Below are 14,290 nucleotides of genomic sequence, written 5' to 3' on the forward strand. Positions count from 1 at the left end.
AATTGTTATTGTGGGATGGGCGTCCCGCCCGTCTTTTTTGGACGGGCGGGACGCCCATCCCACAAACTTGTGGAAGTTATTTAATTCTCATTCCTTAGTAAGGTGCGTCAATCAGCGAGATTTTTCCCTCATCAATTAACAATCTCTCAACGGACGCACCTTACAAGTGAAATTTATTAATCAATTCCTTGATTTTTCTCTGCAAATAACCGCCTAGCCCGCGGGAAATTTTATCAAATTTATAATAAAATAAAATCTCCATAACATCTTCAGTTTTCATATACTTTAAATAAGAAATTATTTTATCGGTCAGTTCATCATTAACATCATCGATATATTTTCTCACAGCTAACCTTTCCGAAATATTCCATTTCTGCTCAAACTTGCGGTGCATTTCCGTCTCATAATCCCGAAAATCGGAAATTTTCCCCTCCAAATAGCTTTGAATATATTTCCCGGCGATTTGGGCACCATCCATCCCGTGTCTAATCCCTTCGCCACCCAAAAAATTTACTGTCGAAACACTATCGCCGATCGCAATTATATTATCCTTGCAATAAATATCCTTCAAACCACGACTGTACTTCAGCATGGAACCGTGTTTGTCAAGAATTTTATAATTTTTAGACTTCAGATATTCATCAATCAGTAAATCAATATATTTTTTCAGCGGTGACAAATGCCTCAGCGTTTTCTGCTCTAAAAAAATTCGTGCAGCACCAACTTTCAGCCTGTTTGGTTCCATTGGAAATATCCAAGAATAACCTTTAGGCATCCATTTATCGCCCACAAATAAGATTAAATCGCCGCTGTATTTATTGTAAATTTCTGGCTCTACTTCAATTAAATATTCGATTCCGGTTCCCGACAAAAAATCGGGCTTATCATTCTCTTTTTCGTACATAATCGCCCTAGCAAAGCCAGTAGCATCAACCAATACTTTAGTGCTAGCTTTGATAATTTGACCGTCAGATAACTGTTTAAATTCGACTGTGGTTTCGCCCTTGCTTTGTGAATATCCGGTGTAGCGATAACCAAGCCGAACTTCACCGCCAAATCGCTCAACTTCGCTGGCCAAAAAAGCTCTAAATTTAGCAAAGTTGAGAACAACTCCCAAGCTTTCTGGAGACTCCCAAGTTTGACTGACTTTGCTAGTTTCAATAGTAAGTTTGTGCCAAAAACTGCCGATAACGGATTCTGGTAAATCGAATTTAGAGAGGGTTTCTAGAGGGGTAGCAGCGCTAGAAAAGTCATTTTTATTAAAAGTGTCGTTTTGCTCTGCCAGCAAGACTTTGTGGCCGGATTTGGCTAGGATTCTCGCGCAGTGTCCGCCTGCGGGGCCGGCTCCTACTATTACTATGTCAAAACTTTTTAAATTCATCTTGCTTTTAACTCGCTTCCAATGTCAAAATACCCGCAGACATATCGCAATGGTAGTTATGACGCTACTACTATTCAAATTGCTTCAAACGGTCAAATTTTAGGTAGAGTTCTGAATGTGACACCATCGGACTTGCGGGGTCGTTTTATTACACTGTCATAGATCGGGTATTTCTTAGGATTAGTCTCGAATGGTAAGGTGCGCTAGGCGCACCCTACTATTTTACCTATTTACACGCTAACAGGAGACTGTTTGCGGCTGAATGTTGCTAAGATGCGATCGCACATTTGCGACGGAGTTAATCCTAAACTTGCAAATGATTGCTCTGGCGTTGCATGATCTACTAATGTATCCGGTACGCCCAGCCGCATCACTGGCACCAGGATATTATTGTCGAGCAAAGATTCAGCTACTGCTGAACCAAAGCCTCCCATCAAACATCCTTCTTCCATTGTGACAACTTTGCCGATTCGCTGTGCTAAAGGCAAGATTAATTCGGTGTCCAAAGGCTTCACAAAACGCGCATTGATCACAGTTGCTTCAATACCGTGCTCGCTCAGAATCTGGGCGGTTTGCATTGCCGGATAAACCATTGAACCGTAACCCAAGATCAGCAAATCGTCGCCGTTGCGGAGAATTTCGGCTTTGCCGATCGGCAATTCTTCCCAACCTTCCTCCATCAAAGGCACGCCGTAACCGTTGCCGCGCGGGTAACGCATCGTGATCGGGCCGCTCGTGTGATTGATTCCCGTGACTACCATCCGCTGCAATTCTGCCTCATCTTTTGGTGCCATAACTACCATATTTGGCAGGCACCGCAAGAAGGCAATGTCGTACATTCCTTGGTGAGTTGGGCCGTCAGCACCGACAATGCCGGCGCGATCCAAACAGAAGAAAACTGGCAAATTTTGGATGCAAACATCGTGAATTATTTGGTCGTATCCCCGCTGCACAAATGTCGAGTAAATTGCCACAACCGGGCGCATTCCTTCGCAGGCTAAACCAGCGGATAAAGTCACGGCGTGCTGTTCGGCAATCCCGACATCAATGTACTGTTTAGGCAGTTTTTCATGAAGTTTATCCAGACCTGTTCCGGTTGCCATGGCAGCGGTAATGCCGACAATTTTGGGATTATCTTCTGCTAGCTTGACTAGGGCGTGGGCAAAGACTTTCGAGTAAGCGGGAGGCTTGGGTTTGGTGGAGGGAATGCCTTTGCCGGTGGCTAAGTTAAAGGGATTTTGGGCGTGATATCCTACTTGGTCTTTTTCGGCGATCGCATATCCTTTGCCTTTCACCGTCACCACGTGAACCAACACCGGCCCTTGAATGGTATGAGCTTGTTTGAAAGTGGCAATTAACTCTTCCAAATTGTGTCCATCTACCGGGCCCATGTAAGTAAAGCCTAATTCTTCAATTACTGCTCCTACTTTCGAGACTGCCAAGCGTTTCATCCCTTCTTTGAGGCGTTCCATTTCTGGAGTAAAAGTTTCGCCGACGAAGGGAATGTGTTTGAATTGTTCCTCTAAGTTATCTTTGAGAAACTGCACCGGTGGCGACAATCGCATCTTGTTCAAATACCGCGTAATTGCGCCGACGTTGGGCGAGATTGACATCTCGTTGTCGTTGAGCACAACTAACAAATTGGTTTTCGGCATATGGCCCGCGTGGTTGATCGCTTCGAGTGCCATGCCGCCAGTCAATGCGCCGTCGCCGATGACTGCTACAGTTTTAAAGTTTTCCCCCTTGAGGTCGCGGGCCATTGCCATTCCTAACGCTGCGGAAATGCTTGTGGAAGCGTGGCCTGCGCCGAAGTGGTCGAATTTGCTCTCGCAGCGCTTGAGATAGCCTGCAACGCCGTCTTTTTGGCGTAGGGTGTGGAATTGGTTGTAGCGGCCGGTGATTAATTTGTGAGGATAAGCTTGGTGGCCGACATCCCAGGTAACTTTGTCGCGATCGAGGTCGAGTGTTTGGTAGAGTGCTAAGGTCAGTTCGACTACACCCAATCCTGGGCCGAGGTGGCCGCCGCTAGCGGCTACAGTTTCTAAATGCTTTTCTCGAATTTGTCGGGCAATTTGTTCGAGTTGATGAATCGAGAGGCCGTGTAATTGGTTTGGGTGAGTCAGTTCGCTGAGATGCATATTTTAAAATCTTGCTCCTGTGAATCAGGACGAATCCTTAACAGATATAGGTTGGGCCTGCGAGGTTGGGTACGCGCAAACGTTAGAATAGTTTAACGGTTATTTGAGAAAAACTGTTAGGCGTAAGATTTTTGTTATTTTTGACCTGGTAATTATAGTTAATAAATTGTGCGCCGTCAATATCAAAAAAAGCTTATCTTGTTAGTTGCTAATCGCTAATTGTTAGCTGCATGGAGATTATTAAGCATTTTTAACTACTTTTTGTAGTGATGGCTGACTTTTTAGCCATCTTGTTTCTGCAAGCGGACTATGATACAAAATCATTAACTGTGATGGAGCATCTCATATTTGTAAAAACACTTCTTCTGGCTCCTTCCTTCTGCCTCAAAACTTTAATTTCTAGCTTTGCTGCAAAAGTGAGATGCTCCTCTGTGAAGTGTGATTTATATACAGCGTATTCCAGGTTTATGAAGTACACCCCAGAAACCAGGTTTCTTTACAGTTCTCGCATCCTTACTGATTCTGTTCAAAAAACCCGGTTTCTCGCGATCTACATCTACATGGAATATGCTGTAAATCAACGACCTCTACCAGAAATCATTCCATTTACACTGGAAAAGTTTTCCCGAATTGGGATAGTAGAGAGCTGCGACGCTCGAAGCATTATTTTGTAAGCTCAAAAGTCGATTGGGGCGACGGCGAGAGACTCTCGCTTACTCCGCTGATGGCAAAGGAGTTTCCGCTTCTTCGGGCGGCGCAATTTCCGCAGGAGTCGATTCGGGCGACGGCGACGGACTCTCGGCCCCGGGCGGCGGAATTTCCGCAGGAGTCGATTCGGGCGACGGCGAGGGACTCTCGCTATCGGGCGGCGGAATTTCCGCAGGAGTCGATTCGGGCGACGGCGACGGACTCTCGGCCCCGGGCGAGGGACTCTCCGAAGGACTTGGGGCGGGAGTTTCCGGCGGTGGCGGAAGTGGTGCGGGCTCTGGCTGGCGGCTTTGGAGGCTTTGCACCCACAAACCTAAACCGCCGCCGGCTAATATCAGCCCCAACACCCCCAGTAAGGGCAGCGGCAGCTTGGATCGCCGTTTTTGAACTGGTTCCGGGGCGGGGGAAGTTTCGGGGTACAACAACTGTTTGGACGATTCTGAAAGCTGAGATTCTGGAATCCTCCCGGACTTCTGGAGGGATGCCGCGAGGGAAGGCGGCAGCGACACCGAGGCTGACACTGGCGCTGACGCCGGCGCTGACGCCACCGCCGGATCAAACAGTACCAATCTCTCCGGCGACATCCGACAGTGAGTCGCCACCACGGAGGTGTTGTCATAACCGTTTTTCTCGTTGGCGAGACGAATCCAAGACTGAACTGCGGCTTCCAAAGACATTTTGCCTTCGAGCACCTCTGGGCCGTAATTCTCCCAAGATTTCTCTACCCAGTCGTTGTCGCTCAAACCGTCGGAACACAGCAGCAGTAAGCCTTCCTCTTCGATAATAAATCGCTGAATCGTCGGGCGCAGGAAATCGCCGTCCCGCGTTCCCAAAGCTTGAGTCAGGGCTCCTGCATCGGCTCGCAGTTGAGTCTCCCAGTACAAACAATGTCCTAGCTGGACTTCCCTTGACGCTACGTCGTCGTCCACAGTCAGTCGGTGACAGTAATTTTTGCCAATCCAATAAGCGCGGCTGTCTCCAACATTGACTAAATAAAGTTCGTGGCTGTTATTCGATGGCAAATCCTCGGAAATTTTCACTTTTTGAGGCAACTGGAGGGCCATCACCAAAGTCGTCCCCATCCGCTGCCGCAACTCTTTTCCCTGCTCGTTATTTTGAGCGGAAATCACATTATTCACAACTCTCACTATTTCTTCGAGTTGCTTGATGACCATTGTTGGCGTCATCAACTCTTCTTGTTCAGCAATTTCTGCGAGCAAATTTTGGATTAAAGCTTTCAGGGACTGCACGGCTAATTGACTGGCAACTTCTCCTCCTTCGTGGCCTCCAACCCCGTCGCAAACCATTGTCAAGTAAGGAATTAGTTTCTCGCCCCCTGAAGTTTTGCTAAATTGAAAATCAGTAGCAACCGGATAGCAACTGTCTTCATTTTTGGAGCGCTGCGGCCCGGTATCGGTCATGCCGACTACTTCTAAGTGCAGAGGCAATTGAGCTGCTTGTTCTAATAGTAAATCGTTTAGTTCCAGGGCGATCGCCTCGAAATTCATGCTGCTGCGGCGCATAAACTGACAAATCTCTCCGAGTTTCGACTGCACCTCGGGTTGCGCTGATTCCACCAAACCTGACCACACATCTCCCAAATCCCGCAGCGTCGGTACAAAATTGCCCCGGTGCAGTTCCAGCAGGCGTACCCGCCAACCTTCCACCCGCAAATTTTCCGGTACCAGCAAACTCGAAGCTACTCCTTGTTCCGATAGCGGCGCCCACAGTTGGAGCATTTGCCACAGCCAGTAAACTTGGCGCGCGGCAGTTGTCCCAGACCAAGCTTCTAAAATAGAAGGATACAGGCGACCGAAATTATTGATGGGCACATTTTCTAACAACAGCACCTCTGTCGCTTCCGGTGCTTCGCCCAGGGAACAAAAACCGTATACTTCCGGCGTATGCAGCCGTTGGGGATACAAATGCAGGTAAGGCATAATGCTATCCGGCAGTTGTTCCGGGACGCTGGGAGGCACAACTGGACGGCTGTCGAGCCAGATTTGGGGTGCAATGACAAAGTATCGATCGGCTATTACCTTACCCGTCGGCACTTCCTCGGCTGCTTGTCCCACCACCCACACATAGCGATAAATTAAATCCGTTTCGCACGCTGCACAGTGCTGGCGGCCAAAGGTATTGCGGGGATCTGGACAGCTAAGATTCGGGCAATAAATGGGTTCGGAGAAACTGCTGATCATATCGAAATAGTTTGTGTAAAAACATTCTGAAGATATATGATTCGCCAGCCCAAATTCATGAGCTTGAGAATAAACTGATTTTAGCCCCTATCAATTTCTTAACTGCCTTTGGGCCCCTAGAAATTGTAGTTTCTGCCAGCCTGCACCGGCTTAAATTGTAATTTAAGTTACTAAACTCAGACTTGGAGTAGGATGGAAGCCTCAACCTGGTACTGCTACGCGAAAAATCGCTCTGAGGGCTTGCAAGTGGCAAACCCTTGCAGAGTAAGTTGTTGGCATTTCTTAAATCTTAAATTTCCAATCTAAGATCTAAATAGTATCACCTATTCTTTTTATGATCTTGACTCCGACGCTCCTTTGGCTGCTAGCTGGGTCTTTGCTCTGTTTGACAGAGCTATTTCTCCCGACTGCTTTTGTCGCTTTTATGATGGGACTGAGCGCCTTCGCCGTAGCTGGGTGCTCTCTAGTTCTACCTTACGTTAATTTACAAATATTCCTGTGGATGGTATTTTCGACAGTTTTTGTGCTGCTGTCTCGGCGGTTGATACCAAAAGGCACGGCAAGGGCGATCGCAGATTCTCAGGAAGCAAAAACTTTAACAGAAATTCCCCCCGGAGAAGCCGGCCGAGTCATTTATGAGGGGAATTCTTGGCAAGCTCGCTGCGAAGACACCAAGGCCACTATCCCCCCCAACCAAAACGTAATTGTCGTCGGACGGAAAGGCACTACTCTGATAGTTTTGCCAGAAAATCTCTTGCATTCTTAAACAAAATGTGGAATTGGGAATTGGAAATTGGTAGTTGGGCATTGGGCATTGGGCATTGGGCATTGGGCATTGGGCATTGGGCATTGGGCATTGGCAATAACCAATAACCAACAGTTAACAATCAACAATTATTAGGAGTCTGTTGTGGAACAATTTTTTTTACTTGTATTTTTAGCACTCGGCGGCTCAGCCCTCGCAGGTTCCGTCAAGATTATCAATCAGGGAAATGAAGCGCTGGTGGAAACTTTAGGTAAATACAGCGGCAGGAGACTGGAACCCGGTTTGAATTTTGTCAAGCCGTTTCTCGATCGCGTCGTGTACGAGCAAACCATTCGGGAAAAAGTCTTAGATGTTCCCCCGCAAGCTTGTATTACCCGCGATAACGTTTCCATCACCGTGGATGCTGTGGTTTACTGGCGTATTGTAGACTTGGAAAAAGCCTGTTACAAAGTAGAAAATCTCCAGTCAGCAATGGTAAATATGGTGCTGACTCAAATTCGCGCCGAAATGGGTCAACTGGATCTCGAACAAACCTTTACTGCTCGTTCTCAAATTAATGAAATATTGCTCAGAGATTTAGATCTTGTTACAGATCCTTGGGGAGTGAAAGTGACGCGGGTAGAATTGCGCGATATTGTCCCTTCTAAAACTGTACAGGAATCGATGGAATTGCAGATGGCAGCCGATCGACGCAAGCGGGCGGTAATTCTGACATCCGAGGGCGAACGCGAGTCAGCAGTTAACAGCGCCAAAGGTAAAGCTGAAGCGCAAGTTCTGGATGCAGAAGCGCGCCAAAAAGCGACTATTTTGGAAGCGGAAGCTCAACAAAAGGCGATCGTCCTGAAAGCTCAAGCAGAACGCCAAAGTCATGTTTTGAAAGCTCAAGCTACTTCTGAAGCCTTGCAAATAATCGCCAAAACTCTGCAAAATGACCCCACTGCCCGGGAAGCTTTACACTTTTTGTTAGCTCAAAACTATCTGGATATGGGTCTAAAAATTGGCACCAGCGACAGCAGCAAGGTGATGTTTATGGACCCGCGCAGCATTCCCGCTACGCTCGAAGGAATGCGATCGATCGTTGGGGAAGGTAATAATAATGAGGTGAAAAAGTAGGGAGCATCTCATATTTGTAAAAACACTTCTTCTGGCTCCTTCCTTCAGACTCTTTCCTCGTGCCTCGCAGCAAGAGAGCCTCCTGCCTCAAAACTCCAATTTTGGGCTTGGCTGCTTTCATTGAGATGCTCCCAAAAGTAGGGGAGCATCTCATATTTGTAAAAACACTTCTTCTGGCTCCTTCCTTCTACCTCGCAGCAAGAGAGCCTCCTGCCTCAAAACTCCAATTTTGGGCTTGGCTGCTTTCATTGAGATGCTCCCCTTGGTATTTGGTATCTATTTAAACATCGATATTCAGGCAACTTCTCTTCGCCGTTAACCTAATAACTCGATACAGTTAAAACGATCGCCTCCCTATCTCCCAACACCAAACCATACTCCAACCCCTCAACAACCGCTTGATAAGAAGCATCCAAAATATTACCAGAAACCCCCACAGTCGTCCAGCGGTCTTGACCGTTGCTAAACTCAACCAACACGCGAGTTTTAGCAGAAGTTCCCGCACATCCGTCCAGAATTCGCACCTTATAATCGGTTAAGTTAAAATCAGTAATTGCCGGATAAAAATTCCGCAAAGCCTTCCGCAAAGCCGCATCAAGTGCCGAAACAGGCCCGTTTCCTTCCGCGCATTCCAGAATATCTTGACCGTTAACAGTCACCTTCACCGTTGCTAAAGAATTAACTGTTTCCTCCCTACCTTTATCGCAGTGAACTTGAAAACCTTTGATTTCAAATAAACGCTTGCGCTTTCCCAAGGCCTCCCGCATTAACAATTCAAAAGACGCCTCAGCACCCTCAAATTGATATCCCTGACTTTCCAAATCTTTCAATTTTTCCAGAATTTGGCGGCAAGCAGGATTTTTGCGATCGAGATCCATGCCAAAAGTGCGGGCCTTCGCCAAAACATTGCTCAAACCCGCTTGATCCGAAATCACAATTCGCCGCCTGTTGCCAATTTTTTCCGGTTCCAAATGTTCGTAAGTTAACGGATTTTTCTCAACAGCCGAGACGTGAATTCCGCCTTTGTGAGCAAAAGCTGAAAGGCCGACAAAAGGAGCATGATCATCGGGAGCTAGATTGACAATTTCACTAATCGAGCGACTTACTTGAGTTAATCTAACTAATTGCTCGTCTTCAATACAATTCTGACCCAACTTTAGCTGAAAATTTGGAATCAAAGAACATAAATCCGCATTGCCGCAGCGTTCGCCGTAACCGTTTATAGTTCCCTGTACCATCCTCACTCCTTCCCGCACGGCAGCCAAAGCATTAGCAACCGCAACTCCCGAATCGTTGTGAGTGTGAATTCCTAATTGTAAAGATTTTTCGCGATTAGTTCCTAAAGCTTCTAAAACATCGCGAACAACCTGACTGACTTCGTGAGGTAAAGTACCCCCGTTCGTATCGCAAAGCACTAGCCATTCTGCACCGGCATCCGCTGCCACTTCTAAAGTTTTAATAGCATAATCTGGATTGTGTTTGTAGCCGTCAAACCAGTGTTCGGCATCGTAAATAACGCGCCTTCCCTGACTCCGCAAATATTCAATTGTATCTCGAATCATCGCCAGATTTTCTTCTAGCGTGGTCTTCAAACTTTCAATAACGTGCAAATCCCACGACTTGCCAAACAGTGTCACCCAGCGAGTACCGGCGGACAAAATAGCCTGCAACATTTCATCATTAGCTGCTGTAGTTCCCGGCCGCCTAGTGGAACAAAAAGCTACAACTTCTGCTTGAGTTAGGGGCTGTTCTTTGAGACGCCAAAAAAATTGTACGTCTTTAGGATTCGCCCCCGGCCAGCCGCCTTCAATAAAGGGAATTCCTAAACTGTCTAACTGTCGAGCAATTCGCAGTTTGTCTTCGAGAGATAAGGAGAGTCCCTCGCACTGAGCACCGTCTCGCAGCGTGGTATCGTAGATCCAGAGCCGATTTGTCATGGGAAATTGCGATCGAGAAATTGGTAATATATCACTTACCATATTAGATGAATATATTTGAATTTAATGCGATAATATATAGGAAAATTAACATAAATCTAACTGGGGTAAATTGCTGTGGTGAAGGTACAAGCGCAAGGAAAAACATTTGAGTGCGATCGCGGAGCGAATCTCCGTGAAGTATTGCTCAAAAACGGCATCGATCTCTACAACGGCAACGCCAAAGTCATCAACTGCCACGGCCTCGGCACTTGCGGCACCTGCGCCGTCACCGTCGAGGGCGAAGTTTCCGAGTCCCAGTGGCGCGAAAAAGCCCGACTTTCGGTTCCTCCCCATTCTCCCGCCTCCAACCGCCGTTTGTCCTGCCAAACCAAGGTTTTAGGCGATATTAAAGTGACAAAATATGACGGTTTCTGGGGTCAAGGTTCTGAAACTGTCTGGAAACCCCAAGCATAGATTTTTTGTTAAGGAAGGCAGATAGGACGATCGCCTTGCCAGATAATCTGTAAGACTTGTGCAAGAATTCTAACTGTAAGGTGTGCTTAGCGCACCTTACCCTAAAGAAAGCCGAGAGGTCAAAGAAGCCAGAAAGTCCATATAAAAGTTAATGAATTCATCTAAAGATATTCTGATTATTGGCGGGGGAATAATTGGCCTTTCGCTAGCAGTAGAACTGAAATTGCGAGGGGCATCTGTCGCGGTTCTCACCGCCGATTCTAAACAACCGACGGCCCGGGCTGCCGCTGGAATGCTGGCCCCGCAAGCCGAACGAATTCCCCCCAGTCCGATGTTGGATTTGTGCTTGCAAAGTCGCGCACTGTATTCCGCCTGGGTGGAACGGCTAGAAGATATTACCGGATTGAAAACGGGATATTGGCGATCGGGAATTCTCGCGCCAGTGTGTCAAAATGAGCCTCAAGAAAAGCCGCTTTTGTCAAACCTTAACTCTCAATGGTTGGACAGAGATACTGTTCGCCAGCACCAGTTTGGATTAGGTCAAGAAGTAATTGGCGGTTGGTGGTATCCTGACGACGCTCAAGTAGACAACCGCGCTTTATTTCGGACGCTTCAGGCCGCAACTAAAGAATTGCAGATTGAGATTATTCAAGGCCATGCCGGGGAAATTATTCGGCAGAAAAACCGAGTTTTTGGAGTGGAAACAACGGCAGGAAAATTACAAGCTGACCGTTATGTTTTGGCGGCGGGTCCTTGGTCTGAGAAATTATTAGATATTTCTGTTTTTCCAAGAAAGGGACAAATGCTGTCAGTTTGTGTACCAGAAGATTGTGGAGTTATCCAGCCCCTGCAAACTGTTCTATTCGGGACTGGCATTTATATTGTGCCACGTCAAGATGGCAGAATTATTATTGGCGCAACTAGCGAAAATGTTGATTTTACGCCGGGAAATACGCCGGCGGGAATCCAAAGTTTGCTAGCAGGAGCGATTAAGTTATATCCCGAATTACAAAATTATCCGATTCTGGAGTTTTGGTGGGGATTTCGGCCAGCTACTCCTGATGAGTTGCCGATTTTGGGTGCTAGTGCTTGGGAGAATTTGACATGGGCTACGGGGCATTACCGCAATGGCATTTTGTTGGCTCCGGTGACGGCTAAATTGTTGGCTGATTTGATGTGGGAGCAAAAGTTAGATCCGTTATTGGCTGCTTTTAATTATTCGAGATTTCGAGCTTCAGCACTTACTTGAACCTCTATACGTAGGGTGCAGGGTACCTTACTGCTATAATAGGCGCATCCAACAATTTTTTGGTAAGTCTTGAATTAGTTCGCATCCTGTTTTTTGGGTTGGTTTAATTCCCTGCATTTAGCGGCGGCCAAATCGTAAGCATTTTGGTAATCGGTACCGCCTAACATCAAATCGCCGTAATATTCATAAGGTTGATTGCCATAAATCGGCAGCGGGTCATCTTCAGGATAATCTTCTTTTGATTCTTCTAGGATTGCTTTGAGTTTCTTGACGCTGAAGCGCTGGACTGGGAAGTAATGAATGTCTTGAGCGATGAAACCGAGATGGGGAAAGGTTGGGTCAACAATTCGCTCGTCGAGTTCAATCCAGCTATACTCGATGGGTTTATATGGCACTCCCGGCACGGCTAAAAAGCCTTGAACATAAATCGCGCCCTCGGTGGCTAACGCTGCTTTACAAGCGTTGTCAAAGCAGTTTTTACGGTTGCTTTTGATGCGAGCGGCCATTTCAATAGAAAGCGTCTCATCTAATAGTTCGGTCATAACCCATTTCTAGTCGCGTGTGCGATTAGATTGTAGCAAATCCGAGCTATCTTCGAGCACAAAAAACGCAGGCAATTGCGATCGTCCTTCAAATTCTCGTCTCAAGGAGTTGATCCAAAATCCTCTGCGGTTCTGGATGTTGTGTCAGCTTTGGTTTCCGGGGCGGGCTATTTGTCGATCGCCCCTATAGCCCGCCCATAAAAAGTTTTCGCCAGTATCCCAACTTTTGAGCGTGCGATCGAGTTGGGGTAGAACCCGGTACAGTAAAGTGTCGCACAGACAATGCAAGCAAAAATAGCGGCATATATCACCGAATGTCGATCGTGCAACCAACCAATCATATTAATGCCTTCCGGTGCAGCAATTTGTTCGGCTGCTAACAGGCTTCACAGTTTTTTCTGTAAACAAACCAGAGTTGTGATAACCTCATAAATGTGCAAAAATCGGTTCCCACAAAAAAACCTTTGGAAGAAACGGGGAAAGTCCGGGGTAAATCCGCCGCTGTCCCGCAACTGTGATGGTAAGCTAAGCACTTATCCACACACCATAGATATACTGAATGAAAAACGCGATCAAAAAGTCGGATTTTGTGCTAGCTCCTTATATGAAGAGCAACAACTTGAAAGCTAGTTGCCAAATACTCAATACAGTGATTCCTTATACATTCTTATGGTTTTTAGCATTTAAAGCTGCTGCTATTTCTGTCTTCCTGCTGCCGCCGATAATGGTGTTGATGACACTTTTTTCAGGACGTTGTTTCTCTTTGATGCACGATTGCGGACACTATTCTCTTTTTAGTTCCAAAAAAGTCAATCGCATTATGGGTTTTCTGCTAGGTATCATCAATGCGATTCCTCAGTACCCCTGGTCGAGGGGACACGCTTATCACCACAAACATAATGGTAATTGGGATATGTACCGAGGCCCTTCGGCGTTGATATCTACCGAAAAATTTGCGGCGCTAAGTCCATTTAGTCAAAAGATGTATCAGTTACTCAGACACCCATTGATGCTGTTTCCCGGTGGTTTTTTCTATCTAATTATTAAGCCAAGACTCGCGCTGATATTGGGAATTACGGGTTTTATCAGACATATTTTTGCTTGTCTTAATCAAGATTTTGGCATGGGTTTATCTGAAATCATTACTTCTTATAAATCCAAACATTGGTATACGACGGCTGAATTTTTGGATTTACTGTTCAACAATATTTGTGTTGTTGGTAGCTGGATTTATCTGAGCAACTTACTGGGGTTTGGCTTTTTCTGGAGTGTTTACTCAATTGTCATGACCTGTTCAGCAGCGATATTTATCTGTATTTTCTTTGTTCAGCATAATTTTGAGGGTTCCTACGCTCATAAAGCCGAGGGTTGGGACTATCTTCTTGGCGCAATTGAAGGCAGTAGTTACCTAAAATTACCAAATCTTCTCAATTGGTTTTCGGCTGATATTGCTTACCACAATATTCATCATCTCTCTGAGCGAATACCTAACTATAATCTTCAGGCTTGTCACCATGCTAATATTCACTTGCTGGCTAATTCAAAATCACTGACTATTCGCGATATTCCTGACTGCTTCCAATTCATTCTTTGGGATGCTGGTTCAGATAGTCTGCAATCGATTAAATTCTTTCAACAACAACAAGAAATCCCCTTCAGTAAGGTAGCTAATTAAAATCGAGGGGGCAATAAATTGGGTTGCTTCTTGCTCCCCAAAATCCTTTGATATCGTTTCCGGTGGCACCGGAATTATATAGAGGACACGGCAGTGCCGTCTCCCTACCCGGATTAATTGTAGG

General features: G+C 46.2%; 11 protein-coding genes. 5 read left to right on the forward strand and 6 right to left on the reverse strand.

Annotated features, from left to right (window positions below):
* Positions 1–160: 160 nt before the first annotated feature.
* From NDI35_RS11190 to NDI35_RS11200, 3 genes are all read right to left on the reverse strand, one after another.
* Entirely contained in the window at positions 161–1,381 is a 1,221-nt protein-coding gene (locus tag NDI35_RS11190) for an NAD(P)/FAD-dependent oxidoreductase (protein WP_445312799.1), read from the reverse strand.
* A 230-nt stretch (positions 1,382–1,611) separates the two neighbouring features.
* Positions 1,612–3,519, reverse strand: a complete 1,908-nt coding sequence (gene dxs / locus NDI35_RS11195) for a 1-deoxy-D-xylulose-5-phosphate synthase (RefSeq protein ID WP_445312800.1) — start codon at positions 3,517–3,519, stop codon at positions 1,612–1,614.
* Between the two features lie 713 nt (positions 3,520–4,232).
* Positions 4,233–6,428, reverse strand: a complete 2,196-nt coding sequence (locus NDI35_RS11200) for a protein phosphatase 2C domain-containing protein (RefSeq protein ID WP_445312801.1) — start codon at positions 6,426–6,428, stop codon at positions 4,233–4,235.
* A gap of 334 nt (positions 6,429–6,762) precedes the next feature.
* Here NDI35_RS11200 and NDI35_RS11205 point away from each other — a divergent pair, with 334 nt between their 5' ends.
* The gene (locus NDI35_RS11205; RefSeq protein WP_445312802.1) at positions 6,763–7,194 is read left to right on the forward strand and encodes an NfeD family protein; all 432 of its coding nucleotides are present in this window, start codon (positions 6,763–6,765) and stop codon (positions 7,192–7,194) included.
* Positions 7,195–7,338: 144 nt separating this feature from the next.
* Positions 7,339–8,307: an SPFH domain-containing protein gene (locus tag NDI35_RS11210; protein ID WP_445312803.1), complete on the forward strand. Its 969-nt coding sequence runs from the start codon at positions 7,339–7,341 to the stop codon at positions 8,305–8,307.
* Between the two features lie 320 nt (positions 8,308–8,627).
* Here the strand turns inward: NDI35_RS11210 and cimA are convergent, their stop codons facing one another.
* Positions 8,628–10,286, reverse strand: coding sequence for a citramalate synthase (cimA, locus tag NDI35_RS11215; RefSeq protein WP_445312804.1), 1,659 nt, complete (start codon positions 10,284–10,286; stop codon positions 8,628–8,630).
* Between the two features lie 75 nt (positions 10,287–10,361).
* On the opposite strand from cimA, the gene NDI35_RS11220 reads away from it, so the two are divergent.
* Together NDI35_RS11220 and thiO are read left to right on the forward strand one after the other, a co-directional pair.
* Positions 10,362–10,700, forward strand: a complete 339-nt coding sequence (locus NDI35_RS11220; protein ID WP_333144333.1) for a 2Fe-2S iron-sulfur cluster-binding protein — start codon at positions 10,362–10,364, stop codon at positions 10,698–10,700.
* Positions 10,701–10,851: 151 nt separating this feature from the next.
* Positions 10,852–11,949 carry a glycine oxidase ThiO gene (gene thiO, locus NDI35_RS11225; protein ID WP_445312805.1) on the forward strand — a complete coding sequence of 366 codons (1,098 nt, stop codon included), beginning with the start codon at positions 10,852–10,854 and terminating at the stop codon, positions 11,947–11,949.
* 74 nt (positions 11,950–12,023) lie between these two features.
* Here the strand turns inward: thiO and NDI35_RS11230 are convergent, their stop codons facing one another.
* Together NDI35_RS11230 and NDI35_RS11235 are read right to left on the reverse strand one after the other, a co-directional pair.
* Positions 12,024–12,491 carry a hypothetical protein gene (locus tag NDI35_RS11230; protein ID WP_445312806.1) on the reverse strand — a complete coding sequence of 156 codons (468 nt, stop codon included), beginning with the start codon at positions 12,489–12,491 and terminating at the stop codon, positions 12,024–12,026.
* A gap of 167 nt (positions 12,492–12,658) precedes the next feature.
* Entirely contained in the window at positions 12,659–12,832 is a 174-nt protein-coding gene (locus NDI35_RS11235) for a hypothetical protein (RefSeq protein WP_445312807.1), read from the reverse strand.
* A gap of 218 nt (positions 12,833–13,050) precedes the next feature.
* Here NDI35_RS11235 and NDI35_RS11240 point away from each other — a divergent pair, with 218 nt between their 5' ends.
* The gene (locus NDI35_RS11240; protein ID WP_445312808.1) at positions 13,051–14,166 is read left to right on the forward strand and encodes a fatty acid desaturase; all 1,116 of its coding nucleotides are present in this window, start codon (positions 13,051–13,053) and stop codon (positions 14,164–14,166) included.
* Positions 14,167–14,290: the final 124 nt, after the last annotated feature.

It is taken from the genome of Microcoleus vaginatus FACHB-2002, from assembly GCF_040004035.1.
Lineage (GTDB): Bacteria > Cyanobacteriota > Cyanobacteriia > Cyanobacteriales > Microcoleaceae > Microcoleus > Microcoleus vaginatus_C.